A 26,592-nucleotide genomic window follows, 5' to 3' on the forward strand; every position below is an offset into this window, starting at 1 on the left:
CGGGGGAGTTGTCTCGCCGGTAACCTCCCGTTAAGCCTTCTCGGCAACTGTTCCTTCACGTTTATCGCTCCGGCTCGCCCGGCGCTTCGAGACGGGTCAGACAGAGTGAGCAGGTCGAACGCCGAGATCGCAGCACGGCTCCCGCATTCTTTGCGGCGCAGCACACGCGTCGGTTTGCTCCTGGCCGCCAGCGCTAGCCTCCTCGTTATCGGGGTCCGCGGCACGCAGAATGCCGTTGCCAATGGCGACACGCGCACCATCACCATCAAGCATATGCATACCAAGGAAGAGACGACCGTCACCTTCAAGCGTGATGGCCGCTACGATTCCTCGGCGTTGGAGAAGCTCAACTGGGCACTGCGCGACTGGCGCACCGACGAGCCGATCCGGATGGATCCGCGCCTGTTCGACATCGCCTGGGAGGTCCATCGCAAGGTCGGCTCCGACCAGCCCTTCCACGTCGTCTCCGCCTACCGCTCGCCCGGCACCAACTCGATGCTGCGCCGGCGCTCGCGCGGCGTCGCCAAGCACAGCCAGCACATGCTCGGCAAGGCGATGGATTTCTACCTGCCCGATACTCCGACCGCCCGCATGCGCGAGACGGCGATGCGGATGCAGCGCGGCGGCGTCGGCTTCTATCCCGGGGCCCATACGCCCTTCGTCCATCTCGACGCCGGCTCCGTCCGTTCCTGGCCGCGCATGACTCGCGATCAGCTCGTGCGCCTCTTCCCCGATGAGAGGACCGTGCATCTGCCGGCGGATGGCAAACCGCTCAGCGGCTACGAAACCGCCAAGGCCGAGATTATGTCCAGCGGCGGCTCCGTGATGGGCTACGCCGCCGGGGACTTTGACGAAGGCGCGATCATGGCCTCCAGCGGAGGCGGCAAGAGCTTCTGGGCTGCGCTGTTCGGCGGCGACGATGAGGAAGCCGACGCCCGTCCGACTCGCGGCCGCGCCGCAGCCCGGCGTGCCCCGACCCCGCAACCGACAGTCATGGCCTATGCGGGTGACAGCAATAACAGCGATGGCGGCCGCTTCGCCGTTTTCAACGCACAGCCGGCCCAGTCCGAGCCCGCCGGCCGCGCCGTCCTCCGCGAGCGCTCGAACCGCGCGACGACGACCACCACACAGCCGCCGGCGGAAACCCAGGTCGCGGCGCTCGCTCCCGCCGAAGTGGCGCCGCCCGAGCCGCCGAAGCCAAGCCCGATCGCAACCGCGCTCCCCGTCGCACGCCCGAGCGGCCTGACACCGCCGATACCGAATCCGCCAGCCGGTTCGCCGCAGCTCGCTGCCCTCGCCGCCGAAGCCTCGGCATTGCCGCTGCCGGCAGCCGAGCAGAAGCTCATCCTCGCCTCGCTTCCGCCGCGCCGGCCCCACGACCTGCCCGGTCCCTCGCTCGAAACCATCGTCACCGGTCGCTCCGTCTCGGCCCCCCTGCCGCCCTCCCGCCCGGTCGCGCTGGCGAGCCTGTCGACCGAGGGCTTGCGGCTCAGCGACGAGGCCGAGGACGCCGTTCCCGCCGGGGCAAAGCTCGTCGCGGTCCGCCATCCGCTGCCGCCGATCCGACCGCGTCCGCCGGGCGCTGCGCCTGAGCAGCCCGGCACGACCCAGATTGCCGCACAGCCGCGTGCCACCCCGATCGCCGCCGAATACAATGCCGACCGCGCCGGCCTCGACACACTCTTCGCTGCCGTTGCGGCGCCGGAAGCGCCGTCCGCGCGTCGGGCAACCGTCGCGACCGCCAGACCGAAGGCCGGTGCGGATGCCCAGGCCAAGGGCTGGGTCGTCGGCGCCAGCCCGGCCGCGTCTCTCGGCTTCTCCGCCGCCGAGCCGAGCGATGTCGGCACGAGCGGCTTCAGCGGGCCTGCCGTCAAGGCCTTGCCGACGACCTTCGTTCAGAACTGAACCGCCCAGAGCATTTTCGAGCGAAGTGGATACCGGTTCGCGTGAAGAAAATGCGATAGAATAAGAAACGGGAGCGCGAACGCGCTCCCGCCGCTTACTCTTTATCGATCGGCCAGGCCTTGAACACGTCGAGCGCCTCGCAAGCCACAGCCTGACGCGCCAGCGCCGGCCAACGCCCGTCCGGGGCGAAATCCGGGATGACGAAGCGGCAGAAGCCCCAGGCGATCGCCGCGGCGATGTCGCCAGGCTCGAGCTCAGGCCCCGCGCCGATCTCGCCACGCTGGGCGGCCTGGTCGAGCAGGTCGAGGGCTGTGTGGAGCTGAGCCAGGATGCGCTCCTGCCAGTTCTCGTAGCGCTTCTCTTCCGGCCGCTTGCGCTCGTACTCGACCGAGACCGCCTTGTCGGCGGCGACGATGCCGATGCCGGTCAGGCTGAGATCCCTGACCCGCGCCACCGGATCGAGCGGCCGCAATGAGCGGCCGGCGACATCCTCGAAATGCTGGATCACCAGCAACGAGTCCGTGATCACGGTGCCGTCGTCGGTGACGAGCGTCGGCGCCTTGATCAGCGGATTGATCTTGCGGAATTCCGGCATGTGCCGGAACACCGAGACGGAGCGGTGCTCAAATTCAACGCCGAGCAAAGTCCCGGTGACGGCGGCGCGCCGCACATAAGGGCTGTCGAGCATTCCAACCAGCAGCATTGCGATCTCCCATTGTTGTGGGAGGAACACTGACTGCTGGCGCGCCGCTTGCCACGCCAATTCGCGTGAAGCCTGACTTCACGCCATTTGATGCTCGTCGGCCGGATAGTCTTCTGGCGCCAGCTCTCCCGCCGCGATCTTCTCCTGCACCGCCGCCTGGCAAGGGTCCCAGGCGGGCGTGTTGCCGAAGCGTTCGAGCATCAGGTCGATCAGCACCCGCACCTTGCCAGGTACGTAAGGCCCCGGCGGGCGCACGACATGCAGGGCGCTCTCACGCATCGGATAGCGCCAGAGAATGTGCTCGACCGTGCCGGCACGGATCGCATCGCTGGCGATGAAGGTCGGCAGGACGGTGATGCCGAGCCCGGCCTCGGCCCAGCGCAACAGCGTGTCGCCATTGTCAGAGCGCAAGCGGCTGGAGGGGCGCACGGAGACCCAGCGCCGGTTCATGCGAAACCCCCAGTCGACGACGCTGTTGCCGGAATAGACCAGGCATTCATGGCGGGCGAGGTCGAGCGGCGTCTCCGGCCGACCATGCCGGGCGAAATAATCCGGGCTGCCCAGCACCGCTCCTTTCACCGGCGCGATGCGGCGAGCGACCAGGCTGGAATCCTTGAGCGAGCCGATCCGGATCGCGGCATCGAAGCGCTCGCCGATCAGGTCGACCTGGCGGTCGCTGGCCTCGACGTCGAGCTCCAGCCGCGGGTGCCGCTGTGCGAGTTCCGCCAGCACCGGCGCGAGATGCCGGTATCCGAACGAGAGCGGCATCGACAGCCTCAGGCGTCCCGCGACGCCCTCGGATTGCTGCGCCATCGCCTCGCGCGCCTCGGCGAGCTCCGAGAGGATGCGTTCGCCGCGCGCCTTGAATTCCAGACCCGCCTCGGTGGCGGCGACGCCGCGCGTCGTGCGGCTGAGCAACCTTGTGCCGAGATCGGCCTCCAGCCGAGCGATGCGGCGGCTGACGATCGATTTCGCCAGGCCGAGACTATGGGCGGCTCGGCCGAAGCCACCGGCATCGGCGACGGCGATGAAGCTCCTGATATCGTCAATCTCGGACATGAAGCGTTCCTGGATGAGCAACAGACTGGTGCCCAATATGGGCATTCCGGTGCGGCAAGTGAACCGCTACCTCTCCCTCATCAAATCCCGGTTCCGCAGGGATGGCGCCTTACGAGGCGCTCCGAGAAAAACCACCCGTTTCATCGGCCTGCCGGCGTGACACGCGTTCACAGATGAGGAAGCCATGCTCGAAAAGCTCAAAAGGCGCCGTACGCAATACGCGCTTGGAAAGAATCTGCCGATCTCCGAAACGCAGGTGGATGGCCTGATCCGGGAGGCGATCCGCTTGTCTCCCTCCAGCTTCAACTCGCAAAGCTCGCGCGCCGTCATTCTCTTCGGCAAGGAGAGCGACAAGTTCTGGAACATCGCCAAAGAGGCGCTTCGCGCGATCGTGCCGGCTGCCGATTTCGAAGCGACCAGTAAGAAGCTCGACGGCTTCGCGAGCGGCGCGGGGACCGTGCTGTTCTACGAGGATCAGGAGCCGATCAAGGCTCTCAGGCCAACTTCCCGCTCTACGCGCACAACTTCCCGATCTGGTCGGAACATTCGACCGGCATGGCGCAGTTGGCGGTCTGGACCACGCTCGCCGATGTCGGTATCGGCGCGAGCCTTCAGCACTACCATCCGCTCGTTGACGCGGAAGTCGCCAAGACCTGGAACATCCCTGCGTCCTGGAAGCTCACTGCGCAAATGCCTTTCGGCTCCAATGAGGCGGCATTCCAGGAGAAGACCTTCATCGATGATGAGCTGCGGTTCCGCACCCATCGTTGACCGGGGCTCGGGATCAAGCGGCACCGCCCACGCCAAGCTCAAGCCCGTCGCCTGAATAACATCCCTGAAAAGCAAAACGCCGCCCGAAAAGTCCCGGGCGGCGTTTTACGTTCGACAGATTGAAGCTCAGGCGCTCTCGCCAACCGCCTGGAGATAGAGGTCGAGGATCGCCTCCTCTTCCTTGCGCTCGTCGAGGTCACGCTTGCGCAGCGCAACGACCTTGCGCAGCACCTTGACGTCGTAACCATTGGCCTTGGCCTCGGAATAGACCTCCTTGATATCGTCGGAGATCGTCTTCTTCTCTTCCTCAAGCCGCTCGATGCGCTGCACGATGCTCTTGAGCTGATCGCCTGCAACCGGATCGTCCATTCTCAAAACCCTTCTTCGGAATTCGGCCGCAGGGGTTCGCAAGGATGAGCGGCGAGGTCAAGCAAGAACGGCCTTGAGTTCACATCTCTCGTGCCGCAGCGAGCGCGCCCGGCAGCAGCCGCGCCAGCCTGAGGCCCCAAGCACGGGCCGCGTGCGGCTCGCCGATCAGGTCCTGCCTGATCTCGATCAGCGCGTCGAGCAGGCCGCGCCGCGTCGCATGGCGGTCGATCGTGTCGCCGGGCAGGCCGCCATTATAGGGCTCGTTGTCGCCGACGATCAGGTCGCCCTCCACCTGCAGCGAAGCGATCAGCGACTTTGCCAGCCGGCCCTCGCGATCCCAGAGCACGCCGGCATGCCAGGGCCGCGGCACGCCCTTCCAGAACGGCGTGAAGGAATGCAGCGAGACGATCGCCGGCGGATGGCCGGCCGCGATCGCAGTTTCAATCGCAGCATCGATCGCCGCGTCATAAGGCGCATAATAGCGCGCGATCCGCTCGGCGATCCCGGCCTCGTCGATCCGGGCATTGCCGGGCACGATTGCGCCGTCCGAAATCCGCATTACGAGGGTCGGATCGTCGCGGCCGCGATTGGGATCGATCAGCAGGCGCGAGAAGTTGCTGAGCACGGCGGGCGCACCGAGCGCCCGCGCCATGGCGCGGGTCATTTCGGCAGCGCCGATATCATAGGCGATATGGCGCTCGAGCTGCTGCGGCGGCAGGCCGAGCAGGTTCAGCCCGGGCGGGATCGCGTTCGTCGCATGGTCACACAGCAGCAGCACGCCGGTCGCAGGATCGCCGGGGATGATTTCGACATCACCGGGTTGCCGAACCGGAGCACTGCTCTGCAAGCTCTCGTCCGCACGCATCATGACCTCGAACTACATCATCAAATCGCGGGTGACGCCCAGCCTTGCGCGACATAGAAGGGGCTGAGACGAAAGTCGATTGCCAACAGCAGATTCGCACGAGGAAGCGGCTTGGAGCAGCGGCAAGACGCAATCGCGGAGCGGCGCCGGACCGCACGCCGGATTTTCGACGCTGCTGTGGCCAAAGCCCATCCGCAGAGCTGGCTTGCCGCGCATCTGCCTTCTCCTCCGCAGAATGGCCGCCTGATCCTGCTCGCCGCCGGCAAGGCCGCCGGCAGCATGACGGTCCTGGCGGAAGCCCATTATCTCGATACGCTGAAGCTGCCGCCCGAGCGCTTCCTCGGCCACGCCGTCGCCCGCCATGGCTACGAGGCGCAGACCCGCCACATCCCGATGCTCGCAGCCGGCCACCCCGTGCCCGACGAAGGCAGCATCGCCAGCGCGACGCGGGCGCTCGAACTCGCAGCCTCCGCCACCGCCGACGATCTCGTCCTCGTGTTGCTCTCCGGCGGTGGCTCGGCCAATTGGGTCGCGCCAGCCGGCTCGCTAGCACTCGCCGAGAAGCAGGCAGTCAACAAGGCGCTGCTGCGCTCCGGCGCGCCGATCGGCGAGATGAACATCGTCCGCAAGCGGCTTTCGCGCATCAAGGGCGGGCGGCTCGCGCTCGCTGCCGCGCCGGCCAGAATGCTCACGCTCGCGGTCTCCGACGTGCCGCATGACGACCCAGCCGCGATCGCCTCGGGGCCGACCGTGCCCGATCCCAGCACAATGGCCGATGCCCGCGCCATCGTCGCCCGCTACGGGCTGGCGTTGCCACCGGCCGCGCAAGCACTGCTTGCGGATGATGCCAGCGAAACGCCGAAGCCGGGCGATCCAGCCTTCGCCGGAAGCGAATACCGCATCGTCGCCCGCCCGGCTGATGCCATCGCTGCCGCGGTGAAGGCGGCTGCCGAGGCCGGCTACGAGCCGATCAATCTCGGTCCCGATCTCGAAGGCGAGGCGCGTGAGGTCGCAGCCGCCCAGGCAAAGCGGGCGCTCGCGCTCAAGGCCGCCGGTCGCCGCGTCGCGCTGATCTCCGGTGGCGAGCTGACCGTCACCATCGCCGGCAATGGCCGTGGCGGGCCGAACCAGGAATTCGCACTGGCGTTGGCGATCGCGCTCGCCGGCGAGCCCGGCATCATCGCGCTCTCCGGTGACACCGACGGCACTGATGGTGGTGGCGGCGAAGCGACCGACCCGGCTGGCGCGCTCATTGACGAGACCACGCTGGCACGCGCACAGGGCCTTGGCCTCGATCCCGCCCAATCACTGGCCCAGAACGACTCGACCGGCTTCTTCAGTGCCCTCGGCGATCTGTTGCAGACCGGCCCGACCCTGACCAATGTCAACGATTGCCGCGTGATTCTGATCGATCCAAGAAACGATACATGAGCCTAAGTGGACGCCTTCATTCCATCCTGCTGGCAGGAGGACTGCTCGCTGCCAGCGCCAGTCCCGCGCTGGCTGACCTGCGCATGTGCAACACCACCGGCAGCCGCGTCGGCGTCGCCCTCGGCTATCGCGATGCACAGGGCTGGATCACCGAGGGCTGGTGGAACCTGGCGCCGCGCGCCTGCGAGACCCTGTTGCGCGGCACGCTCGCCGCGCGCTTCTATTACGTTCACGCTGTCGACTATGACAAAGGCGGCGAGTGGACGGGAAAGTCCGTCATGTGCACGCGCAACAAGGAATTCACCATCCGCGGCATCGAAGACTGCCTGGCGCGCGGCTACGAGCGCTCCGGTTTCTTCGAGGTCGACACTGGCGAGCAGAAGGGTTGGACGATCCAGCTTACCGACACGGCGGGGGCGGCACCGCGCCCATAACGGCGGCGCAATAACCGGCTTGCTCTAATCGGTTGAATCGGCGAGGCCTGCGGTTGGCAGGTACATGTGGTTTTAAGGGAATGACGTGATGAAGCGGGAACGGCGGATCAAGATCATCGCGACGCTGGGCCCGGCCTCGTCCACGCCGGAGATGTGCGCTGCCTTGTTCAAGGCCGGCGTCGACGTCTTCCGCATCAATATGAGCCACACCCAGCGCGAGGACCTGCCGGCCCGGATCGCGATGCTGCGTGGGCTGGAAAAGCAGTTCCGCCGGCCGGTCGGCATCCTCGCCGATTTGCAGGGGCCGAAGCTGCGCGTCGGCCAGTTTGGCGGCGATGGCGGCGTGATGCTGGAGAAGGACGCCCGCTTCATCCTCGATGCCGATCCGGCGCCCGGCACGGCCAAGCGCGTGCACCTGCCGCATCCGGAGATCCTCACGGCGCTGGAGCCCGGCCATCATCTCATCCTCGACGACGGCAAGATCCGGCTCGTCGTCGAGAAGGCCTCACCAAAGCAGGCGGTGACCAAGGTCATCATTGGCGGCCGGCTCTCCTCGCGCAAAGGCGTCAGCCTGCCCGACACCACGATCCCAGTCTCGGCCATGACCGAGAAGGACAGTTCCGACGCGGAAGCCGCTGCCGAGGCCGGCGTCGATTGGATCGCGGCCTCCTTCGTGCAGCGGCCGGAGGACATGGCGGACCTCCGGAAGATCGTGCGGGGCCGGGCGCTGGCGCTCGCCAAGATCGAGAAGCCCCAGGCGGTGGCCCGGCTGGAGGAGATCATCGAGGCCTCCGACGCGATCATGGTGGCGCGCGGCGATCTCGGCGTCGAGATGCCGATCGAGAAGGTGCCGGGAACGCAAAAGCGCATCACCCGGATGGCGCGGAAAATGGGCAAGCCGGTCGTCGTCGCAACGCAGATGCTGGAGAGCATGATCACCGCGCCGGTCCCGACCCGCGCCGAGGTCTCCGACGTCGCCACCGCCGTCTTCGAGGGTGCCGACGCCGTGATGCTCTCGGCCGAGAGCGCCGCCGGCCAGTACCCGATCGAGGCGGTGACGATGATGAACCGCATCGCCGAGGAGGTGGAGAGCGAATCCATCTACCGTTCGATCCTCGAATCGCAGAAGGCCGAGCCGGAGGCGACCGGCGCCGACGCCATCGCCAAGGCCGCGCACGAGATCGCCGACGCGCTCCATCTCAAGGCGATCGCCGCCTGGACCTCCTCGGGCTCGACCGCCTTTCGCATCGCCCGCGAACGGCCGAACTCGACCGTGATCGCGCTGACGCCGAATGCCGCCACGGCGCGTCGCCTCACTCTGGTCTGGGGCGTTCACGCCGTCGTGACGAAGGACGCCAGCGACGTCGACGACATGGCCTTCCGCGCCTGCAAGTTCTCGGTGCGCGAGGGTTTTGCCGCTGAGGGCGACCGCCTCATCGTCGTCGCCGGCGTCCCCTTCGGCACGCCGGGCGCGACCAACATGGTCCGCATCGCCTTCGTCGCGAAAGAGCATGTCGAGCAGGCGTGAGTGCCTGCTTCTTGACCGTATTCCTACCAACCTCTCGGTCATTCCGGGGCGACGCGCACCGTCGAGCCCGGAACCCATGAACACGACCTACCTCAGGAAGACGCGACCTGGGGAATGCCGGTCATTACAAGCGCGGTGTTCATGGGTTCCGGGCTCAGTCCTTCGGCCTGCCCCGGAAAGACGGTGAGGTTCGCAGCCTACGCATTCCCCTGCGGCCATGCCTGCTCTACTGCTTGAGCCATCAGCCTCTGCGAGCCCGCGACGCCCATGGCCCTGACCGACATCGCCACCAGGACTTACAACCACAGCTGGCGGCTCGACCCGATCATCCGCAGCCTGCTCGACACCGATTTCTACAAGCTGCTGATGCTGCAGATGATCAGGAGCTTCCATCCGGAAGTGCGGGTCACCTTCGGCCTGATCAACCGCTCCAAGCAGATCCGCCTCGCCGACGTCATCGAGGAAGCGGAGTTGCGCGCCCAGCTCGACCACGCCCGCGAGTTGCGCTTCACCAAGAAGGAGCTGATCTGGCTCGCCGGCAACAGTTTCTACGGCAAGACCCAGATGTTCACGCCGGACTTCATCGGCTGGCTCGCCGAGTTCCGCCTGCCCGAATACGAACTGCGCAAGGTCGACGGCCAGTACGAACTGACCTTTGCCGGCCCCTGGACCCACTCGATGATGTGGGAGATCCCGGCGCTCGCCATCGTCAACGAACTGCGCTCGCGCCAGGCGCTGAAGGGCTGGGACCGCTTTGCACTCGACGTGCTCTACGCCCGCGCCAAGTCGAAGCTCTGGGACAAGGTCGAGCGACTGAAAAAGCTGCCTGACCTGCGCATCTCCGATTTCGGCACGCGCCGCCGCCACGGCCATCTCTGGCAGCGCTGGTGCGTCGAGGCGCTGAAGGAAGGACTGGGGCCGACCTTCACCGGCACCTCCAACGTCCTGCTTGCCATGGAGCACGATCTCGAGGCGATCGGCACCAACGCCCATGAACTGCCGATGGTGCTCGCAGCCCTCGCCGATGGCGACGAGGAGCTGAAGCGCGCGCCTTATCGCGTGCTTGACGAATGGCGCCAGGTCTATGGCGGCAACCTGCTGATCGTGCTGCCGGACGCCTTCGGCACCACCGCCTTCCTCGACGATGCCCCGTCCTGGCTCGCCGACTGGACCGGTTTTCGCCCTGACAGCGCCCCGCCGATCGAGGCAGGCGAGCAGATCATCGCCTGGTGGAAGTCCCAGGGCCGCGACCCCAAGACCAAGCTCCTGATCTTCTCCGACGGCATGGACATCGACTCGATCGAGGAGGCCTACCGGCATTTCCATGGCCGCGTCCGCACCGGCTTCGGCTGGGGCACCAACCTGACCAACGACTTCGTCGGCTGCTCGCCGGTCGGCACGCCCGATCTCGATCCGATCTCGCTGGTCTGCAAGGTCGTCAGCGCCAATGGCCGTCCGGCGGTGAAGCTCTCCGACAACCCGAACAAGGCGACCGGTGACCCGGCCGAGATCACAAGGTATCTCAGGGTCTTCGGTGGGGCGGATCGGAAGGCGAAGGCGGTGAGGGTTTAGCAGCGGGCTTTTCTGTACGTCAGCTTCCGACCCATAGCGGACGCTCTTGCCAACGTCGCAATCCCGATGCCACGCTTCCCCGACTAGACGCCTGTGGGAGTAAATCGAGGATGCACAGCGGCTCATGCCTTTGTGGTGCGGTCACCTTAACAGTGGCTGACAGTCTGCCAAATCCTAACTTCTGCCATTGTCGCATGTGCCGCAAGCACTCGGGCCACCACTTCGCGTCCACTGATGTGACTAGGACTGCCTTGACGATTGTCGGCGAGGAGAAGTTGACGTGGTTTCAATCGTCGGAGAACGTCCGACGCGGCTTCTGCTCGACATGCGGATCGTCTCTATTCTGGGATCGGTCGGATCGGGGTTGGATCGCCGTGGCAATGGGTGCTTTCGACGGACCGACAGAGACCACTGCAAATTTGCATATCTACGGCGCCGACAAGGGGGACTACTACGAGATCGCAGACGGCCTGCCGCAATACGACACCGTTCCACCGCGCGATTGAGGTGTTGAGAGCGAACGTCCGCTTTCCACCCGAAGCCGACCTCCCGCTTCAGCCTGGACCAGCAAGCGCCCTGCGCGGCTAGGCTGGAACATAAATCAACCTGACCACGCTCTCGCCAATGCGGTCGCTGGCGACAAGGCGGAGCGGCGGCCGGGGGCCTGCGAAGAACGGCGTGCCGTGGCCCAGTACATGCGGGTGGAAGTAGAGCCGATACTCGTCGATGAGACCAAGCTCGGTCACGCTATGCGCCAGCTTCGGCCCGGATACCGTAATCTCGCCGGCCAGCTTGTCCTTCAGCCTGCGGATCGCCGTCTCCATGTCATCCGCGATGAGCGTTGCATTGGGGCCGACCGACGTCAGCGAGCGCGACACGACCCATTTCGGCAGGCGCCGCCATGCCGCTGCGAAGTCGCGATGATCCTCGCTCCATTCGGGATGGTCCTCGTCCCAATAGCGCATGATCTCGTACATGCGGCGACCATAGATGCTGCAAGCGAGGCCCCTTACATGCTCGATCCAGTGGCGAAAGAGCACGGCATCGGGCGCAAACGCCTCGTGATCGACATAGCCGTCCAGGGACAGGTTCATTCCGAATACGAGCTTGGCCACGCCGCAAAGCCTCCACCCAACTCTTTCAGGATAGCCTGAACCGTGGCCGCGCAGAAGCGAGCTCGGACGTGATAGCTACCTTGCTGCCGCGCTGCTTCTGCGGATTTCCTGCCGGCCCCTTCGCGAGCAAACTCGCGCGATGCGCAGAATGCGCTTCTAGATTTCGAGCAGCAGCGGCCGGTGATCCGAAACCTCGGGCTGCTCGACGACCGCGAAGGCGAGGACATCGAAGGTCCGGCCGGCAGGCGGCGGACATATGCGCCATGCTCGGCTGGCATCGAGCTACCAGCTGGCGCGCAGCCCGGCGGTCACCGCGTGTGCGGTGGTATCGCTGTTGAGCCGGACATCGTAGTCCGCGAACAGCGTGACATTGCGGCCGGCACGCGCTGACAGGCCGACGCCGAGGATCGCGCTGTCGCGGACGATATTGGCAGCCTCGACGGAGAAGGTCGCAGCCGGCGCCCCGATGAAAGCCGCATCGACTGCCACCGCGTCATCGAGGAATTCGTGTTGCCAGCGGCCTCTCGCCTCGGCCGCGAAACGGCCTTCGCCGAGCGTGAACTCCCGCGCCAGACGCAGCCCGATGCTGCCGAGCAGGCTCGAAGCGGACTGGCCGGCTACAGACAAGCCGATGCTGCCCGCACCAGTTTCGCTGAATGCGTCCTGGCGCAAAAAGGTGTAGCGCAGCGCCAGCAGCGGCTCGATCGTCGACCAGCCGAGGTCGAAGGCATAGCCGGCCTCCAGCGCGCCGGTGAAGCGGTCGCCGTCATACTTCGCCTTCGCTTGCCGCGAGAGACCGCCGAAAGCGATGCTGCGTTCGCTTTCAAGGCCGAGGCGGCCATAGCCGACGAGGCCGTCGAGGCGCAGTTTCCCGGCGGTATAGCTGCCATAAAGCGCCCCCTCATAGGCGTCGACGCTGCCCTTGCCGGAGAACCGACGGAAATCGGCGTCGGTGCTGGAATAGCCGAGGCTGAACCCGGCCAGGAAGGAGGGCGTGATCTGCCGGTCGAATCCGCCGATCACGCCGCCGCCGCGATAGGTGGCGCCACCGGCATTGGCATCGCCGCCGAGCTTGCCGCCGAAGCCATAGCCGCGTGCCCAGGCGTTGTTTGACGTAGGCGCCTGCGCAGGCAGCCGCATCAGCATCGCCGCGGCAGGGTTGGCCGCCATGCTCGACGTATAGGCAAGCGGTGCGTCGGCGAGGCTGGCTCCGGCCTGCCCGGAGCGCAAGGCGCCGAGGCGCTGCGAGATCATGCCGCCGAACTGGGCGGCTCCGCCCAGCGCCAGGGTGGAGAGACCGGCATGCACCTCGCCGGAGAGGCTGGAGAGCGCGCCCCGGGCGCCCTCTCGCGTGCCGGCCGCCTGCAGCAGGCCGGCGACGTCGCGCAGATCCTGATCCGCGCCGGCCAGGCTGTGCTCGAGCGCCACGGCGACAGCGCATTGATTGGTTGAGGCGCAGATGCCTGGCGTGTCGAAGGGCAACGTCCGGATATCGAGATAGGCCGTGTTCGGCTGGTAGCGCAGGCTTGCATGAAGGAAGGGCGCGCTGCCGTCGCCAAACGGTCCCTCGACGCCGGCGAACCGGCCCGTGATGCCCTGGTCGGCGGTGAGCATCGCCGCGGAGAGGGAACGCGGCAGAAGCTGCGGCCGCCCGCCGAGGGTAACCCAGCCGGCGAGGCTCGCCGTCCCGGTGACCGCAAGACGGTTCTGGCCGCCGGACCAGCCGACCTGCTGGACCAGCAGGCCACCGGCCTCCTGCACATAATTGCCGTTGATGGTCAGCGTGCCGATACCGTCCCGGTCGCCGGCCCAGATCGCACCGGCATTGGTCACCGTCCCGGTGATCACCCCGGTGCCGGCAAGGGTGCCCGCAGCAGCGATGCTGGTCGGCGAGACGATGCTGCCCATCACCGAGAGGAAGCCGCCCTCGATCCGCGTCGCCCCGCCATACGAGCTCTGGCCAGTGAGCACGAGCTCGCCAGCGCCGCGCTTGACCAGCCCGCCGGCGCCGACGATGTCGTTCTCGAAGAAAGCGACACCGCCGGGCTGCTCGACGATGAAATCGCCCCAATCGAAGCGGCCCGGGCCGAGCACGGCCTTGCCTACATCGAGCAAGCCATAGCCGTAGATCTCGTCGACGCCCGGCGGGCCGATATCGCGGGCGGTGCCGAGCAGGGTCTGGCGCACCTGATCAGCCGTGAAGAACGGAAACATCTGCCAGACCAGCGCCGCGGCGCCCGCGACATGCGGGGCGGCGAACGAAGTGCCATTGGTCTTGGTGTAACCCCCATCCTTGCTGGCGACGACGATGGGATCGTCTGGATAGGGATTGGGGAACCACCAGTCACCGCCGCCGGGTGCCGCCAGGCACCAATTCTTCGCCACGCCGCAACGATTGGTGTAATCGGGCTCGTAGCCCGGCCCGACGGCCGTAACCGCGAGCCAGCCCCGTTCCAATTCGGGGAAGAGGTGAGGCAGGCCGGCCTGGGCGCTCGGTTGATTCAGGCCCTGGTTGGCCGTGCCCCAGATGCTGAGAACTCCTGCAGCGACAGCGCGCTGATAGGCAGAGATGCTTGACGCATCCTCCGACAGGTAGCTGTCCCTCGTGAATGCCGTAACCGGGCGGTCATCGCCATAGCTGTTGTTGATGATCCGAACGCCTCGCGCGATCAGTTCGTTGTAACCCCGTGCGGCGAAATCCCAACTGATCCCTCCCTCACTGTGATCGGCGCCGACCACAATGACGGTCGCGCCCGGGGCCACGCCGTGCATGCCAATGCCGTTCCTGTTGGCAACGATCACCGAAGCGACCCCGGTGCCGTGACCATCGCGGTCGATCGTCTGCGCCGTCTCCGTCGGGTAGTCGTAGCCACCGCCATAGCGGCCGGCGAATTCGGGATGTGCCGCGAAGATGCCGGAGTCGATGATCCCGATGACAATGCCGGTGCCGTCGACGCCACGCGCATAGGCATTCGCGGCGCGGATCGTCTCGAGCCCCCACTGCGCCTTGTATTCAGGTGTGCGCCAGCTGTTGGGATCGGTGAGCAGGCCGGACGACTGGGCCGCAGCCGGAGTGATGAGAGCCGTCGACAGCAGCAGCGCCGCAACGGTAGGCATAGGCAGGACGTTCACGCAGCCCCCGGGACAGAATACGAATCCCTCCCAGGAACTCGTTGGGCTGCAACCTGCTGTCAGGAAGCCGCATGGGTCAATACGGCATATGCCGTCCCTGATCGGCTATCCGGGCTTCATTCCGCGCTCTGCAGGCGGCGATGGAATCCTTGCCTTCCGGCCCATGAACGCAAAAGCCGGCTTTCGCTCCATCGCGCCGTCTAGGAGGTCGCGGCCTCGCCGATCCGGAAGACCTTCCCGGTCCCGGCCTCGCGGTAAAGATCGACCCGCTCCCCGTTCCAGTGATAGTCGAGATGCCGCCCCTGGACGGGATTGCCTGCGAGATCGGGCCAGAACAGCCCGGCGCACTCCCCATCCCTGCGGCGCACGCTCGGATAGACGACGCCTTCCGACTTGTTGGCACGCAGCCTCAAACCCAGCGCCTGGCCGGCCATGTAATCGTCAGGTCGCAGCAGCGCGCTCGCCTCCGCCTTCTCACCGCGCAGATCGTGCAGGGCGGCATCGACCGACAGCACGAGCTCCCGGAACTGCGAGGTCCAGCCCGGCACCTCCTTCGTTCGCGCCATGAAGCGGCCGTGGTGATGAATGGTCTCGAACAGCGCCGTCTCGAAGCTGTCGGCGACATAGAGCACGCCATAGCTTCCGTCGCTGAAGCGGCTCGGCCTATCGCGACTGATATGGGTGAAGGGCGCCATCAGCCAGCTTGCACCCGGTCCCGAGACGCGGCGGGCCGGCGGCACCAAGTCTAGATTGCCGATCGTCTCCATCAATCGCGGATTGGTCTTCATCTCGGCCTGGACCAGCAGCGGCCAGTCGGCCGGGTCGGCGATGTCCTCGAACAGGTCGATCGGCGGAAAGGCGCTGCGGATGATACGGACCGCGCCGGGCCATTCGACCCGCGCGACCGGGTATTCGGCGCCGCTCACCAGAGGCCGCGCTCCGCGTCGAGATAGCGGCGCACCCGCATCAGGTCGGTGAGCTCGCCGCCCAGCATCACACCGAGTGCCGAATTGCCGCCGAAGGCATCGTTACCCGCCTTGATCCAGGCATAGCCGCGCTGCGGCTCGCGGAAGATCAACCGCAGCGCCTTGTGGACGCCCATCAGGTTGGAAAGCCGCGCCCTGGCATCGCGGTCGAGGCGGCCGATCTCGCCCGCCTTCCAGCGCCGATAGCTGCGCACCGGCTGGTCGAGCAGCACCGCGGCTTCGTCATCGGTCAGACCCCATTGCCGGAACAGATTCACCGCCGCGCGGAACATTGCCGCCGCTTCGGCTTCGGTGATCGCTGCGGGCGAAAAGTCGTCCGGCAAAGTCGGAACCGGCGAGAGCTGGCTCATCGGATAATCTCCATTTGGCAGAATATAGATAAAATGCTGCCAAATGGCAAGGGGGCACTCGAAAGCGCGTCGTTCTCGGGCAGAGCGAGGCGGAGACCCGAGATTCTGAGGATGAGAAAGCGTTGATTGGAAGCTTCACTCGGCTCGAGATGCTCGGGTCAAGCCCGAGCATGACGGACTTCCGGCCGCCCGAGCGACCTCACGCGTCGCGGCCGTCGACCTCGAGCTTGAGCGCCTCGACAGCGTCCTTCACCGCGTCGAGCTGCGGGTAGACCACGAGCGCGCGCCGATAGGCGACCATGGCCCGCTTGTCGTCGCCTTGCTGGCGCAGGATCGTGCCGAGCCCCATCATCGCACCATAGTGGCGCGGCTCGCGCTTCAGCGTCTCGGCGATGTCGAGCATCGAGCGAATCGGATCGCCCGCGACGAAAAGCGCATTCGCCCGCTGATTCCAGCCCTCGGCCCAGTCAGGCTCCAGGGTGACGACGCGATCGAGCAGCTCGATCGCCAGCGGCAGTTCGCGCGCCTTCAGCGCCTCCTGCGCCCGGGTCATCAGCAAATCGGCAGTGTCCGAACCGGAACGGGACCAGCGTCGCTGGATCAGGCTGGCGATGCCTTTCGCCTCTTCCGAGGTTTTCGCCGCGGCGAGTCGCTCGAACAGGCGGTCGAGCGTAGCAGCCGGGCTACGCGCCGGCGGCGCTTCCGGCAGATTCGGCTTGTCGTCGCGATCGGCATTCGGCACCGCGCCGTCGCGCAGCGGCGCTTCCTGCGCGAGTGCTCCCGGCGCAACCGCAAGAAGCAACCCCGGAATCAGAGCAAGACGGGCAAGACGAGCGAACCTCATATCCCCAAAGTGGGACGGGCGGGCGTCCGCGTCAATTCACAGGCTGGCGAGATCGCGAGCGGGCGGGAGAAGCGCACGCCAAAAAAGCGGGCTGCACCCTGTGCAGCCCGCTCTTCGATCTCGACAAGGAAGCCTGCAGCGCGGCCAGGGGCCGCGCGAAGCCTCAGCCCTGACGCGCCTTGAAACGCTTCTGGACCTTGTTGATGATGTAGACGCGGCCCTTGCGGCGCACGAGCTGGTTGTCGCGGTGACGGGCACGGAGCGACTTCAGCGAATTGCGGATCTTCATGGTCCGGACTCCCGTCGATCGACCTTTCGGCCAGATCGGTCAAAACGAAAGGCGCGACGCGAACCGGAACCGGCTCTCATCGAACAAACGACATGCGCGCCTGATGCGATGCCGGCTGTATAAGGATTTTGCGACGATTGGCAAGGCCCCGGCGCATATTTCCGGCGCCTTGTACGGCCCGTCATGCTCCCGTCGCAATCGCGTGGCCGCCCTAGCATCCCGGTTGGCGCATACCTAGATTGCAGCCGCGGTCGACCTATCAGGGAGTTTTCTCGATGTTCAACGCCAAGTCCCTCCTCGACGCCCTCGTCAACGCCGGCAGCCAGATCGGCGCCCAGGGGGCTCAGGGTGGCCAGGCCAGCGGCGGCCTTGGTGGCGTGCTCGGCAATCTCGCCCAGCAGGTCCAGCAGGCGGGCGGCCCCGGCGGCCTGACCGGCATGGCCGGCCAGATCTTCGGCCAGGCGACGCGGGGCGTGCAGGACGCCGCCCGCAACACCGGCCTGCAGCAGGGCACGACCGACATCGTCGGCCAGTTCTCCGGCGGCAAGACGCCTGAGCAATTGATCGAGCAGGCCAAGGGCATGCTTGGCGGTAATCAGCTCGGCGCTGGTGCTCTGCTCGGCGGGCTCGGCGCCCTGATCTTCGGGACCTCAGCCGGCCGCTCGCTCGCTGGCTCGGCCGTAAAGGTCGGTGGGCTCGCTCTCATCGGCGGCCTCGCCTACAAGGCCTATCAGAACTATCAGGCCGGCAAGCCGCTGCTCGGCGCCGACCAGCAGGCCGTGCTGCCGCCTCCGTCCGGCTCCGGCTTCGAGCCGGAAGCGGCGAGCAATGCCAGCGCCCTGATCTTCATCCGGGCCATGATCGCCGCCTCTGCTTCCGATGGCCATATCGACGAGACCGAGCGCAACGCAATCCTCGGCGGCCTGCGCGAAGCCGGGCTCGACGCTGAGGCCAATGAATGGCTCGCCAACGAGCTGGCCAACCCGGCAAGCGTCGATGCGCTGGTCGAGGGCGCCGAGACCCCTGAGCTCGCCGCGCAGATCTATACTGCGGCCCGCGTCGCCATCAATCCGGACACCCCGGCCGAGAAGGACTTCCTCGCCGGCCTTGCCGGCTCGCTCGGCCTCGATGCCGAGCTGGTCGCGAACATCGACGCAGCGGCGAGTGCTGCGAAGGTCTGACCTCTGACGCAGGCCCGGAGTGCGCAGGCGCGGATTGACCGCCCGGCGCGCCCGGCCGACGGATAGGGGATGCGATCACCATCTCCGCATTGGTCGGCGCGCCTGCCGTTCTACTATGGCTGGCTCATCATCGGCATCGCCTTCGTCACCATGGCGGTGGCGGTCAGCGCGCGCACGGCCTTCTCGCTGCTGCTGCCTCCATTGATCGATGAGTTCGGCTGGGATCGCGGCCTCGCCTCAGGCGCCTTCTCGTTCGGCTTCCTGCTCTCGGCCGTGACCAGTACATTCGTCGGCCGCGTCATGGACAGGCATGGCCCGCGCGTCGTGATCGAGACCGGCGTAGCGATGCTGGCGGCGGGCCTGCTGATCGCGCCCGCGATCAGCACGGCTTGGCATCTCTATCTGACGCTCGGCGTCCTGGTCGGCTGCGGCGCCAATCTAATGGGCTTTGCAGCGCAATCGCTGTTTCTGCCGAACTGGTTCGTGCGCCGCCGAGCCTTTGCGATCAGCATCGCGTTCTCGGGCGTCGGCGTCGGGGCGCTGCTGCTCCTGCCCTGGCTGCAATCGATCATTAGCCGTGAAGGCTGGCGCGCGGCCTGCTGGGTGATGGGCCTGATCGTGCTGTTTCTGCTCGGTCCGCTCAATCTGCTGGTTCGTCGCAGGCCGCAGGATTTGGGCCTGCTCCCGGACGGCGAGACCGGCTCGGCTCCGGCCGGCGCAGCGCGCAATGCGGCCGCGGTGGTCGACAAAGCCTGGGTCGCAGTCGAATGGACGCTGGCACGAGCGCTGCGCACGACGCGCTTCTGGTGGATCATGCTCGGCTATTTCTGCGCGCTGGTCGCCTGGTATGCCGTACAGGTCCACCAGACCAAGTACCTGATCGAGGTCGGCTTTTCCCCGCTGACCGCGGCCTGGGCGCTGGGGCTGGTCAGCGCCGTCGCCATCCCCGGTCAGATCGGTCTCGGTGCCCTGTCCGATCGCATCGGCCGGGAATGGATCTGGATGGTGGGCTGCCTGGGCTTCGCCATCTGCTACGGCGCGCTGATCGCGCTCGAGCACCAACCGTCGCCCGTGCTGCTTTATGTGATGGTGATCGCGCAGGGCTTTCTGGGCTACGCGCTGGCCTCGGTGATGGGCGCGATCGTCGTCGAGATTTTCGAGGGGCCGCATTTCGGCGCGATCTTCGGAACGGTCACGGTGGCGCTGCTCGGCGGCGGCGCCGCCGGCCCGTGGCTGGCCGGCGCGATTCACGATGCCACCGGCAGCTATCGCCTGGCCTTCCTCTTGGCGATCGTCTGCTGCCTCATCTCGGCGGCGGCGATCTGGCTGGCGGCGCCGCGAAAGGTGCGGCTCGTGCCGGGGCGTGTCCGGCCTGCCACCTGAGCAGCGAGACGAGTCGATGATCAGGGCGCGCGTCTGACGCCCTGATCATCCTCGAACACCGGCCGGAAGAAGCTGCGCTCATAGCTGATGATGAAACGGTGCTTCTCGTTCTCCGCGACCACCGACAGGCACTCGGCATCCTTGAACGAGGCCTCGCGATAGGTCTCGTATGCGGCGAACGACGGAAAGCTGAACATCGCCAGCGCCACGTTCGACGTGCCTTCCGACGGCATGAAATAGCCGTGGTGCTTGCCGCCGAACCTCTCGACCAGCCGGATCCAGGCCTTGCCATAGGCCTCGAAGGCCGGGAGCTGATAGGGGTCGACGATGTAACGCAGATGGCAGGTGATCATCCTCAGGCCGCCTTCGCGTTCTTGAGGAACTCGCCCATCCGCCCGAGCGCCCGCTCGATATTCTCCAGCGAGTTGGCGTAGGAGAGCCGGATATAACCTTCGCCATGGACGCCGAAATCCGGCCCGCCGATGGTGGCGACGCCGGCATCTTCCAGCAGGGCCGAGGCCAGCTTCTTCGCCTTCCAGCCGGTCTGCGACACGTTCGGGAAGGCATAGAACGCTCCCTTTGGCACGATGCATGAGACGCCGGGCAGGCCGTTCAGCCCGGCGACCACCGCCTTCCGGCGCCGGTCGAACTCCGCCAGCATCATCGCGACCGCATCCTGCGGGCCGGTCAGCGCCGCGAGCCCCGCCCATTGCGCCGGCGCGTTGACGCAGGAATGCGAGTTCACCGCGAGCTTGCGGGCGTTGTCGTAGAGCGGCTTCGGCCAGACCGAGAAGCCCATGCGCCAACCAGTCATGGCGTAGGTCTTCGACCAGCCATTGAGCAGGATGAGGCGGTCGCGGATCTCGGGATAGCTCAAGAGGCAGACATGCTTTTCGCCGTCATAGAGCATCTGGTCGTAGATCTCGTCCGACATGACAGCGACATCGGGGAAGCGGGCGAGGCCGGCGACGAGCTTGTCGACCTCGGCCTTGGGCGTGACGCCGCCGGTCGGGTTCGCTGGCGAGTTGACGATCAGCAGCCGCGTCTTCGGCGTGATCAGCGCCAGCGTCTCCTCGGCCGAGAAGGCAAAGCCGTTCTCCTCGCGGATCGGCACCGGGATCGGCGTCGCACCGGTGTACTCGATCATCGAGCGGTAGATCGGAAAGCCCGGGTCGGGATAGAGGATCTCGGCGCCGGGCTCGCCGAACATCAGGATCGCCATGAACATGGTGACCTTGCCGCCCGGCACGATCATCACCTCCTCCGGCGAGACGTCGACCTGGAAGCGCTTGTGCAGGTCGGCCGCCACCGCCTCGCGCAAGGGCAGAATGCCGTTGGCCGGGGTGTAGCCGTGATGGCCGTCGCGCAGCGCCTTCACCGCCGCCTCGACGATGTGCTCCGGCGTCGGAAAGTCCGGCTGGCCGATGCCGAGATTGATGATGTCCTTGCCCTGGCGTTGCAATTCGGTCGCCCGGGCGAGCACGGCGAAAGCGTTTTCCTCACCGATGCGGCCGAAGGAGGGAACGACTTGAAGCGTCATGGCGGTTTCCTCTTCGCTCGCGGTCGGTCTGCGCGCCGCCGCGACGTCTCAAACCTGTCTTGGCCGCAAAGCCGGCAGCCGCGCAAGTGCGCCTCTTGCGTCCCGGTCCGGACAGGGACGCATTTGGAACACTTGCAAACTGCGCCGCGGCGACCTTTGCTGGCGCAGGCGCCCTCCAAGCGATTGGCACGGCGCCTCAAGTCGTTGTATGCAGCATACAGCGATTGCGGCAAGCGCCCTTGCCGTTCTGCCGCGGCCGGCATGACCTGTCGGTCAAATCGATTTAAAGACGATGCCGAAGCGGCGCGAAGCCGCCCGGGCGCGAGAGGGGATGACGGGATGGCCAAGACGCCGAGCAGCAAGACGCCGAACGGCAAGAAGCCGGTGCGGAAGATCAAGCCGGAGCAGCTGCGCTCCAAGGCCTGGTTCGACAACCCGGCCAATGCCGACATGACCGCGCTCTATATCGAGCGGACCATGAATTTCGGCCTGTCGCGCGAGGAGTTGCAGTCGGGCCGCCCGATCATCGGCATCGCCCAGACCGGCTCCGACATCGCCCCCTGCAACCGCCATCATCTCGAGCTCGCCCATCGCGTCCGGGACGGCATCCGCGAGATGGGCGGCGTGCCCTTCGAGTTCCCGATCCATCCGATCCAGGAAACCTGCAAGCGGCCGACCGCCTCGCTCGATCGCAACCTGCAGTACCTCTCGCTGGTCGAGATCCTCTACGGCTACCCGATCGACGGCGTCGTGCTGACGACCGGCTGCGACAAGACCACGCCGGCGCAGATCATGGCGGCAGCGACCGTCGACATCCCGGCGATCGCCCTGCCGGGCGGGCCGATGCTGAACGGCTCCTTCCGCGGCGAGCGCACCGGCTCGGGCACGATCGTCTGGAAGGCGCGCCAGATGATGGCGGCCGGCGAAATCGACTATCGCGGCTTCGTCGACCTTGTTGCATCGTCCGCGCCATCCGCGGGTCACTGCAACACTATGGGCACGGCCTCGACCATGAACGCGCTGGCCGAGGCGATGGGCATGACATTGCCCGGCGCCGCCGCGATTCCGGCGCCCTATCGTGACCGCTACGAGATGGCCTATCTCACCGGCCGCCGCATCGTCGAGATGGTCTGGGAGAACCTGATCCCCTCGAAGATCCTGACGCGCGAAGCCTTCGAGAACACCATCGTCATCAACTCGGCGATCGGCGGCTCGACCAATGCGCCGGTCCACGTCAACGCCATCGCCAAGCATATCGGCGTCAAGCTCGACAATGAGGACTGGACCAAGATCGGCTACGACACGCCGCTGCTGGTCAACATGCAGCCGGCCGGCGAGTATCTCGGCGAGGATTATTACCGCGCCGGCGGCCTGCCTTCCGTGATCGCCGAGCTGATCGCCAAGGGCCGGCTCAAGCCCGCGATCACCGCCAACGGCAAGACTCATATCGAAAACTGCGAGGGCGCTTTCACCGGCGACCGCAAGGTCATCAAGGCCTATGACGAGCCGATGAAGAAGGAGGCTGGGTTCCTCAACCTCTCCGGCAACCTGTTCGACTCGGCGATCATGAAGACCTCGGTGATCACGCCGGAATTCCGCCAGCGCTATCTCGAGAATCCGAAGGATCTGATGGCCTTCGAGGGCAAGGCCGTCGTCTTCGACGGGCCGGAAGACTATCACCACCGCATCGACGATCCCGCGCTCGGGATCGACGAGCACACCGTGCTGTTCATCCGCGGCGTCGGCCCGGTCGGCTATCCCGGCGCGGCCGAGGTGGTGAACATGCGGCCGCCGGATTACCTGATCAAGAAGGGCGTCACCGCGCTTGCCTGCGTCGGCGACGGCCGCCAGTCCGGCACCTCGGGCTCGCCCTCGATCCTCAACGCCTCGCCGGAAGCGGCGACCGGCGGCGGCCTCGCGCTGCTCAAGACCGGCGACAAGGTCCGCATCGACCTGAAGAAGCGCACAGCCAACATGCTGATCTCGGACGAAGAGCTGGAGAAGCGTCGCGCCGCACTCAAGGCTGCCGGCGGCTACAAATATCCGAAGAGCCAGACCCCCTGGCAGGAAATCCAGCGCAAGATCGTCGACGAGCTCTCCGAGGGCATGGTGCTGAAGCCGGCGGTCAAGTACCAGAAGATCCACAAGAAATTCGGCATCCCGCGCGACAATCACTGAGCGGCTCCAACTGCTCTTTCGGATGCCGTTCGGCGTCTTCGACATCGCCCTGGCAGCGCTCGCCGCGCTGCTGGGTGGCCTCGCCGGCCGGCAGCTCGCGCTGCGCCGGCGGCTGGCCCTTCCCCTCGCGGCAGCGATTGGCGCCGTCGCGGGACTTGCGGCGGCGTCGCTGCTCGGCAGCTATTTCGGCTCGGTCTTGGTTGGGCTTCTCGTGCTGGCGATCTTCGTGTTCCATCTCTGACGGACCGTTTCACGTCTTTCGACGGAGGACATGATGGATTCGCTGGCGGAGTTGGCCGGCATGGATCGGCAGATGCTGACGCTCGCCGGCCTGCTGGCGGTCGTCGGCGCGCTGCTCGGAGGTGCGCTTGCCCATTGGTTCCGCGGGCGCGGCATGATCGCGACCGGAGCTATCATTGGCGCGATCCTGCTGCCGCTCACGGCGATCGCCTATATGGTCCATTTCGGCGTGATCGTCGTCGCCATCGTCCTGCTCGTGATCCTCGGCGGACTGGCCAACCTTCTTGGCGGCTGAAACCCAGCGAACGGCGGCATTCCCGCTGCGCATCGCCGCTCGCCGGCCAGTGCGTACGAACGGGGCTGACAAATCGCTCGCCGAGCGACAGTATGACGCCCCTGAGCTCATTTGAAACGATTTAAAATGACTTACAGCCCGCAAGTCGACGCGTTTCGCAAACTTCACGAATCCGGCTGCTTCGTCATGCCGAACCCCTGGGATGAGGGCTCGGCCCGCTGGCTGCGCGGCCAGGGCTTCAGGGCGTTGGCCTCGACCAGCGCCGGCTTCGCCTTCACGCAGGCGCGTGCCGACCAGGACGTGCCGCGCGACATGATGCTGGCGCATCTGTCGGAGCTGGTGAAGGCGGTCCCGGACTTGCCCGTCAACGCCGATTTCGAGAACGGCTATGCGGACACGCCGGATGGCGTCGCCGCCAACGTCAAGCTCTGCATCGCGACCGGTGTCGCCGGCCTCTCGATCGAGGACGCGACCGGACGTGCAGGCGAGACGCTCTACCCGTTCGAGCTTGCCGTCGAACGCATCAAGGCAGCGCGCCGCGCCGTGGACGAGACTGGTTCCGGCGTGCTGCTGACCGCCCGCGCCGAGTGCTTCCTGACGGGCCATCCCGAGCCGCTGAAGGAGGCAGTCCGCCGGATCGAGGCCTTTGCCGAGGCAGGAGCCGACGTGCTCTATGCCCCCGGCCCCAGGACTGCCGCCGACATCGCGGCAATCGTCGCAGCCGCCGGCGGCAAGCCGGTCAACGCTCTGGTCTATGGCGATTTCGGTCTCAGCGTGTCCGACATCGCCGCCGCCGGAGCTCGCCGCATCTCGATCGGAGGTGCCTTGGCGCGGGCCGCCTGGGCCGCCTTCATAGAGGCGACGCGCCTGATCAAGGACGAAGGCAGCTTCAAGGGCTTCGCCGGCAACGGCCCCTCGGCCCCGCTCAATCCGTTCTTCCGCGACGATCTGAAGGGGCGCTCGTGAGCGGGCAGCTTCTCATCGTCCCGGAATGGCTCGGCAAGAGCGGGCTTTGGCTGATCGACGCCAAAGGAAAGCGCAAGCCGGTCGATGCCGAGGATGTCGGCCTGTCTGACAATCTCGCCGACCGGCTGGAGAGTTGGATGGACGTCTTCGACGCCATCTACGACGAGGCCGACGAGGCAGCCTCCGATTTCGCTGGCGAAGTCGAACGGCTCGCCTGGGAAACGGAAGGCGCCGCTCTGGCCGACGCGATCGCCAAAGAACTCGGCCCGGGCTGGCAGATCAGCCACGACTTCACCGCCTGGCGCAGGACGATCAAGGCATGATGACGCTCGACTGGACACCCCGCACCTTCCCGCCGACCAAGGTGCTGCAGGGGCGCTATTGCCGGCTCGAGCCGCTCGATCCGGCCCGCCATCTCGACGATATCTGGCAGGCCATGGCCGGCCACGCCTCGGTATGGGATTGGCTGCCCGCGACACTGCCGCCGAGCCGCGAGGTCTATGGCGAACTCCTGACGATGATGGCGGGCAAGGCCGGCATCATTCCTTTCGCCGTGATCGACGAAGCCGACGGCAAGGCCAAGGGCCATCTCTGGATGATGGAGATCCGGCCCGAGCACGGTGTCTTCGAGGTCGGCTGGATCACCTACTCCCCGTCGATGCAGCGCACGCGTATGGCGACCGAGGCCGTCTATCTCGTCGGCGATTATGGCTTCTCGCTCGGCTATCGCCGCTATGAGTGGAAGTGCAACAATCTCAACGAGCCCTCGAAGCGCGCCGCGCTGCGCTTCGGCTTCCAGTATGAGGGGCTGTTCCGCCAGCATCAGGTCGTGAAGGGCGCCAACCGCGATACCGCCTGGTTCTCGATCCTCGACAGCGAATGGCCGCAGGTCGGGCAGGCCTTCCGGAACTGGCTCGCGCCGGAGAACTTCGATGCGCAAGGCCAGCAGAAGACCTCGCTGGCTGATGTCATGAAGACTGCGGGGGCCGCCTGACATGCCCCTGCGCCGCGCCTCGACAGACGATATCCCGGCGATCGTTGCGCTGACGCAGGCCGCCTATCTGCCGAACGAAAGCATCATCGGCGTCCCCTCGCTGCCGCGCATCGCCGATTACCATCAGGTGCTGGCGGAGCACGAGGTCTGGCTCGCGGAAAGCGACGAGGCGCTCGACGGCGTTCTGGTTCTCGAGGACGAGCCGGCGAAATTCACGCTCTGGAGCATCGCCGTCTCACCCGCTGCCACCGGCAAGAAGATCGGCTCGCAACTGATGGACTTCACCGAGGAGCGGGCCAAGGCGCTCGGCCATGACGCCGTCCATCTCTACACGCACGCCAAGCTCGCCGACCGCATCGGCTGGTACGAGCGGCTCGGCTACCAGACCACCCATTTCGAGGATCTGCCGGATCGCCGGCTGATCCATATGCGCAAAAGCCTCCGATAACCAGCCTCCGATAA

28 protein-coding genes and 1 pseudogene are annotated in these 26,592 nt (G+C 66.4%); 17 read left to right on the plus strand and 12 right to left on the minus strand.

The window, feature by feature from the left end; translation table 11 throughout:
• Positions 1-105: 105 nt before the first annotated feature.
• The gene (locus tag QO058_RS08790) at positions 106-1,905 is read left to right on the plus strand and encodes a peptidoglycan L,D-endopeptidase MepK (protein ID WP_284171648.1); all 1,800 of its coding nucleotides are present in this window, start codon (positions 106-108) and stop codon (positions 1,903-1,905) included.
• 94 nt (positions 1,906-1,999) lie between these two features.
• On the opposite strand, the gene QO058_RS08795 is transcribed toward QO058_RS08790, so the two are convergent.
• Positions 2,000-2,608: a glutathione S-transferase family protein gene (locus QO058_RS08795; protein ID WP_284171649.1), complete on the minus strand. Its 609-nt coding sequence runs from the start codon at positions 2,606-2,608 to the stop codon at positions 2,000-2,002.
• 78 nt (positions 2,609-2,686) lie between these two features.
• On the minus strand, positions 2,687-3,667 hold the full coding sequence (locus tag QO058_RS08800; protein ID WP_284171650.1) for a LysR family transcriptional regulator: 981 nt from the start codon (positions 3,665-3,667) through the stop codon (positions 2,687-2,689).
• Positions 3,668-3,680: 13 nt separating this feature from the next.
• On the opposite strand from QO058_RS08800, the gene QO058_RS08805 reads away from it, so the two are divergent.
• Both QO058_RS08805 and QO058_RS08810 read left to right on the plus strand, forming a co-directional pair.
• A complete protein-coding gene (locus QO058_RS08805; RefSeq protein ID WP_284171651.1) occupies positions 3,681-3,827 on the plus strand; it encodes a hypothetical protein in 147 nt (48 codons plus the stop codon).
• A gap of 24 nt (positions 3,828-3,851) precedes the next feature.
• Positions 3,852-4,438: pseudogene (locus QO058_RS08810) on the plus strand (nitroreductase family protein).
• Between the two features lie 126 nt (positions 4,439-4,564).
• On the opposite strand, the gene QO058_RS08815 reads toward QO058_RS08810, so the two are convergent.
• On the minus strand, positions 4,565-4,807 hold the full coding sequence (locus QO058_RS08815) for a DUF2312 domain-containing protein (RefSeq protein WP_057191700.1): 243 nt from the start codon (positions 4,805-4,807) through the stop codon (positions 4,565-4,567).
• A 79-nt stretch (positions 4,808-4,886) separates the two neighbouring features.
• On the minus strand, positions 4,887-5,672 hold the full coding sequence (locus tag QO058_RS08820) for an N-formylglutamate amidohydrolase (RefSeq protein ID WP_284171652.1): 786 nt from the start codon (positions 5,670-5,672) through the stop codon (positions 4,887-4,889).
• Between the two features lie 111 nt (positions 5,673-5,783).
• Here QO058_RS08820 and QO058_RS08825 point away from each other — a divergent pair, with 111 nt between their 5' ends.
• The 5 genes from QO058_RS08825 to QO058_RS08845 all read left to right on the plus strand — a co-directional run bounded on the left by QO058_RS08825 (position 5,784) and on the right by QO058_RS08845 (position 11,143).
• The gene (locus QO058_RS08825; RefSeq protein ID WP_432212026.1) at positions 5,784-7,103 is read left to right on the plus strand and encodes a glycerate kinase type-2 family protein; all 1,320 of its coding nucleotides are present in this window, start codon (positions 5,784-5,786) and stop codon (positions 7,101-7,103) included.
• Positions 7,100-7,537 carry a DUF1036 domain-containing protein gene (locus tag QO058_RS08830; protein WP_284171653.1) on the plus strand — a complete coding sequence of 146 codons (438 nt, stop codon included), beginning with the start codon at positions 7,100-7,102 and terminating at the stop codon, positions 7,535-7,537. The genes QO058_RS08825 and QO058_RS08830 overlap by 4 nt, the downstream gene beginning before the upstream one ends.
• 88 nt (positions 7,538-7,625) lie before the next feature.
• The gene (gene pyk / locus QO058_RS08835) at positions 7,626-9,065 is read left to right on the plus strand and encodes a pyruvate kinase (protein ID WP_284171654.1); all 1,440 of its coding nucleotides are present in this window, start codon (positions 7,626-7,628) and stop codon (positions 9,063-9,065) included.
• Between the two features lie 267 nt (positions 9,066-9,332).
• Positions 9,333-10,637: a nicotinate phosphoribosyltransferase gene (gene pncB / locus QO058_RS08840; protein ID WP_284171655.1), complete on the plus strand. Its 1,305-nt coding sequence runs from the start codon at positions 9,333-9,335 to the stop codon at positions 10,635-10,637.
• Between the two features lie 110 nt (positions 10,638-10,747).
• Entirely contained in the window at positions 10,748-11,143 is a 396-nt protein-coding gene (locus QO058_RS08845; RefSeq protein WP_284171656.1) for a GFA family protein, read from the plus strand.
• A gap of 78 nt (positions 11,144-11,221) precedes the next feature.
• Here the strand turns inward: QO058_RS08845 and QO058_RS08850 are convergent, their stop codons facing one another.
• From QO058_RS08850 to ykgO, 6 genes are all read right to left on the minus strand, one after another.
• A complete protein-coding gene (locus tag QO058_RS08850) occupies positions 11,222-11,752 on the minus strand; it encodes a dihydrofolate reductase family protein (RefSeq protein ID WP_284171657.1) in 531 nt (176 codons plus the stop codon).
• 282 nt (positions 11,753-12,034) lie between these two features.
• Complete coding sequence (locus tag QO058_RS08855) at positions 12,035-14,869, minus strand: autotransporter domain-containing protein (protein ID WP_284171658.1); 2,835 nt, start codon at positions 14,867-14,869, stop codon at positions 12,035-12,037.
• Positions 14,870-15,084: 215 nt separating this feature from the next.
• The gene (locus QO058_RS08860; protein ID WP_432212055.1) at positions 15,085-15,813 is read right to left on the minus strand and encodes an RES family NAD+ phosphorylase; all 729 of its coding nucleotides are present in this window, start codon (positions 15,811-15,813) and stop codon (positions 15,085-15,087) included.
• Positions 15,807-16,220, minus strand: coding sequence for an MbcA/ParS/Xre antitoxin family protein (locus tag QO058_RS08865; protein WP_284171660.1), 414 nt, complete (start codon positions 16,218-16,220; stop codon positions 15,807-15,809). The genes QO058_RS08860 and QO058_RS08865 overlap by 7 nt, the downstream gene beginning before the upstream one ends.
• A 199-nt stretch (positions 16,221-16,419) precedes the next feature.
• Positions 16,420-17,022: a tetratricopeptide repeat protein gene (locus QO058_RS08870; protein WP_284171661.1), complete on the minus strand. Its 603-nt coding sequence runs from the start codon at positions 17,020-17,022 to the stop codon at positions 16,420-16,422.
• 205 nt (positions 17,023-17,227) lie between these two features.
• Positions 17,228-17,353, minus strand: a complete 126-nt coding sequence (gene ykgO / locus QO058_RS08875; RefSeq protein WP_038363015.1) for a type B 50S ribosomal protein L36 — start codon at positions 17,351-17,353, stop codon at positions 17,228-17,230.
• A gap of 275 nt (positions 17,354-17,628) precedes the next feature.
• On the opposite strand from ykgO, the gene QO058_RS08880 reads away from it, so the two are divergent.
• Complete coding sequence (locus QO058_RS08880) at positions 17,629-18,534, plus strand: tellurite resistance TerB family protein (RefSeq protein ID WP_284171662.1); 906 nt, start codon at positions 17,629-17,631, stop codon at positions 18,532-18,534.
• Positions 18,535-18,603: 69 nt separating this feature from the next.
• On the plus strand, positions 18,604-19,917 hold the full coding sequence (locus tag QO058_RS08885) for an MFS transporter (RefSeq protein ID WP_284171663.1): 1,314 nt from the start codon (positions 18,604-18,606) through the stop codon (positions 19,915-19,917).
• Between the two features lie 20 nt (positions 19,918-19,937).
• Here QO058_RS08885 and QO058_RS08890 read toward each other — a convergent pair whose 3' ends face one another.
• Together QO058_RS08890 and QO058_RS08895 are read right to left on the minus strand one after the other, a co-directional pair.
• Positions 19,938-20,270, minus strand: a complete 333-nt coding sequence (locus QO058_RS08890) for an NIPSNAP family protein (protein WP_284171664.1) — start codon at positions 20,268-20,270, stop codon at positions 19,938-19,940.
• A 2-nt stretch (positions 20,271-20,272) separates the two neighbouring features.
• Positions 20,273-21,457: a pyridoxal phosphate-dependent aminotransferase gene (locus tag QO058_RS08895; protein ID WP_284171665.1), complete on the minus strand. Its 1,185-nt coding sequence runs from the start codon at positions 21,455-21,457 to the stop codon at positions 20,273-20,275.
• Between the two features lie 339 nt (positions 21,458-21,796).
• Here QO058_RS08895 and QO058_RS08900 point away from each other — a divergent pair, with 339 nt between their 5' ends.
• From QO058_RS08900 to QO058_RS08930, 7 genes are all read left to right on the plus strand, one after another.
• Positions 21,797-23,635: an IlvD/Edd family dehydratase gene (locus tag QO058_RS08900; protein WP_284171666.1), complete on the plus strand. Its 1,839-nt coding sequence runs from the start codon at positions 21,797-21,799 to the stop codon at positions 23,633-23,635.
• Between the two features lie 22 nt (positions 23,636-23,657).
• A complete protein-coding gene (locus QO058_RS08905; protein WP_284171667.1) occupies positions 23,658-23,876 on the plus strand; it encodes a hypothetical protein in 219 nt (72 codons plus the stop codon).
• A gap of 33 nt (positions 23,877-23,909) precedes the next feature.
• Positions 23,910-24,170, plus strand: coding sequence for a hypothetical protein (locus QO058_RS08910; RefSeq protein ID WP_284171668.1), 261 nt, complete (start codon positions 23,910-23,912; stop codon positions 24,168-24,170).
• A 126-nt stretch (positions 24,171-24,296) separates the two neighbouring features.
• Positions 24,297-25,136, plus strand: coding sequence for an isocitrate lyase/PEP mutase family protein (locus QO058_RS08915; protein ID WP_284171669.1), 840 nt, complete (start codon positions 24,297-24,299; stop codon positions 25,134-25,136).
• Positions 25,133-25,459, plus strand: a complete 327-nt coding sequence (locus QO058_RS08920; RefSeq protein ID WP_284171670.1) for a hypothetical protein — start codon at positions 25,133-25,135, stop codon at positions 25,457-25,459. The genes QO058_RS08915 and QO058_RS08920 overlap by 4 nt, the downstream gene beginning before the upstream one ends.
• Positions 25,456-26,130, plus strand: coding sequence for a GNAT family N-acetyltransferase (locus tag QO058_RS08925; RefSeq protein WP_347976166.1), 675 nt, complete (start codon positions 25,456-25,458; stop codon positions 26,128-26,130). Before QO058_RS08920 ends, QO058_RS08925 begins: the two co-directional genes overlap by 4 nt.
• Position 26,131: 1 nt before the next feature.
• On the plus strand, positions 26,132-26,578 hold the full coding sequence (locus QO058_RS08930; protein WP_284171671.1) for a GNAT family N-acetyltransferase: 447 nt from the start codon (positions 26,132-26,134) through the stop codon (positions 26,576-26,578).
• Positions 26,579-26,592 lie beyond the last annotated feature (14 nt).

Source organism: Bosea vestrisii (assembly GCF_030144325.1).
GTDB lineage: Bacteria > Pseudomonadota > Alphaproteobacteria > Rhizobiales > Beijerinckiaceae > Allobosea > Allobosea vestrisii_A.

Excerpts from the sequence above, each read along its gene's own strand:
- QO058_RS08915 (WP_284171669.1), top strand. The coding sequence starts at position 24,297 with ATGACTTACAGCCCGCAAGTCGACGCGTTTCGCAAACTTCACGAATCC.
- QO058_RS08895 (WP_284171665.1), bottom strand. The coding sequence starts at position 21,457 with ATGACGCTTCAAGTCGTTCCCTCCTTCGGCCGCATCGGTGAGGAAAAC.
- QO058_RS08800 (WP_284171650.1), bottom strand. The coding sequence starts at position 3,667 with ATGTCCGAGATTGACGATATCAGGAGCTTCATCGCCGTCGCCGATGCC.
- QO058_RS08865 (WP_284171660.1), bottom strand. The coding sequence starts at position 16,220 with ATGAGCCAGCTCTCGCCGGTTCCGACTTTGCCGGACGACTTTTCGCCC.
- QO058_RS08820 (WP_284171652.1), bottom strand. The coding sequence starts at position 5,672 with ATGCGTGCGGACGAGAGCTTGCAGAGCAGTGCTCCGGTTCGGCAACCC.
- QO058_RS08910 (WP_284171668.1), top strand. The coding sequence starts at position 23,910 with ATGGATTCGCTGGCGGAGTTGGCCGGCATGGATCGGCAGATGCTGACG.
- QO058_RS08855 (WP_284171658.1), bottom strand. The coding sequence starts at position 14,869 with ATGCCTACCGTTGCGGCGCTGCTGCTGTCGACGGCTCTCATCACTCCG.
- QO058_RS08815 (WP_057191700.1), bottom strand. The coding sequence starts at position 4,807 with ATGGACGATCCGGTTGCAGGCGATCAGCTCAAGAGCATCGTGCAGCGC.
- QO058_RS08885 (WP_284171663.1), top strand. The coding sequence starts at position 18,604 with ATGCGATCACCATCTCCGCATTGGTCGGCGCGCCTGCCGTTCTACTAT.
- QO058_RS08805 (WP_284171651.1), top strand. The coding sequence starts at position 3,681 with ATGAGCAACAGACTGGTGCCCAATATGGGCATTCCGGTGCGGCAAGTG.
- QO058_RS08845 (WP_284171656.1), top strand. The coding sequence starts at position 10,748 with ATGCACAGCGGCTCATGCCTTTGTGGTGCGGTCACCTTAACAGTGGCT.
- pncB (WP_284171655.1), top strand. The coding sequence starts at position 9,333 with ATGGCCCTGACCGACATCGCCACCAGGACTTACAACCACAGCTGGCGG.
- QO058_RS08880 (WP_284171662.1), top strand. The coding sequence starts at position 17,629 with ATGTTCAACGCCAAGTCCCTCCTCGACGCCCTCGTCAACGCCGGCAGC.
- QO058_RS08795 (WP_284171649.1), bottom strand. The coding sequence starts at position 2,608 with ATGCTGCTGGTTGGAATGCTCGACAGCCCTTATGTGCGGCGCGCCGCC.
- QO058_RS08905 (WP_284171667.1), top strand. The coding sequence starts at position 23,658 with ATGCCGTTCGGCGTCTTCGACATCGCCCTGGCAGCGCTCGCCGCGCTG.
- QO058_RS08830 (WP_284171653.1), top strand. The coding sequence starts at position 7,100 with ATGAGCCTAAGTGGACGCCTTCATTCCATCCTGCTGGCAGGAGGACTG.
- pyk (WP_284171654.1), top strand. The coding sequence starts at position 7,626 with ATGAAGCGGGAACGGCGGATCAAGATCATCGCGACGCTGGGCCCGGCC.
- QO058_RS08925 (WP_347976166.1), top strand. The coding sequence starts at position 25,456 with ATGATGACGCTCGACTGGACACCCCGCACCTTCCCGCCGACCAAGGTG.
- QO058_RS08900 (WP_284171666.1), top strand. The coding sequence starts at position 21,797 with ATGGCCAAGACGCCGAGCAGCAAGACGCCGAACGGCAAGAAGCCGGTG.
- QO058_RS08890 (WP_284171664.1), bottom strand. The coding sequence starts at position 20,270 with ATGATCACCTGCCATCTGCGTTACATCGTCGACCCCTATCAGCTCCCG.
- ykgO (WP_038363015.1), bottom strand. The coding sequence starts at position 17,353 with ATGAAGATCCGCAATTCGCTGAAGTCGCTCCGTGCCCGTCACCGCGAC.
- QO058_RS08930 (WP_284171671.1), top strand. The coding sequence starts at position 26,132 with ATGCCCCTGCGCCGCGCCTCGACAGACGATATCCCGGCGATCGTTGCG.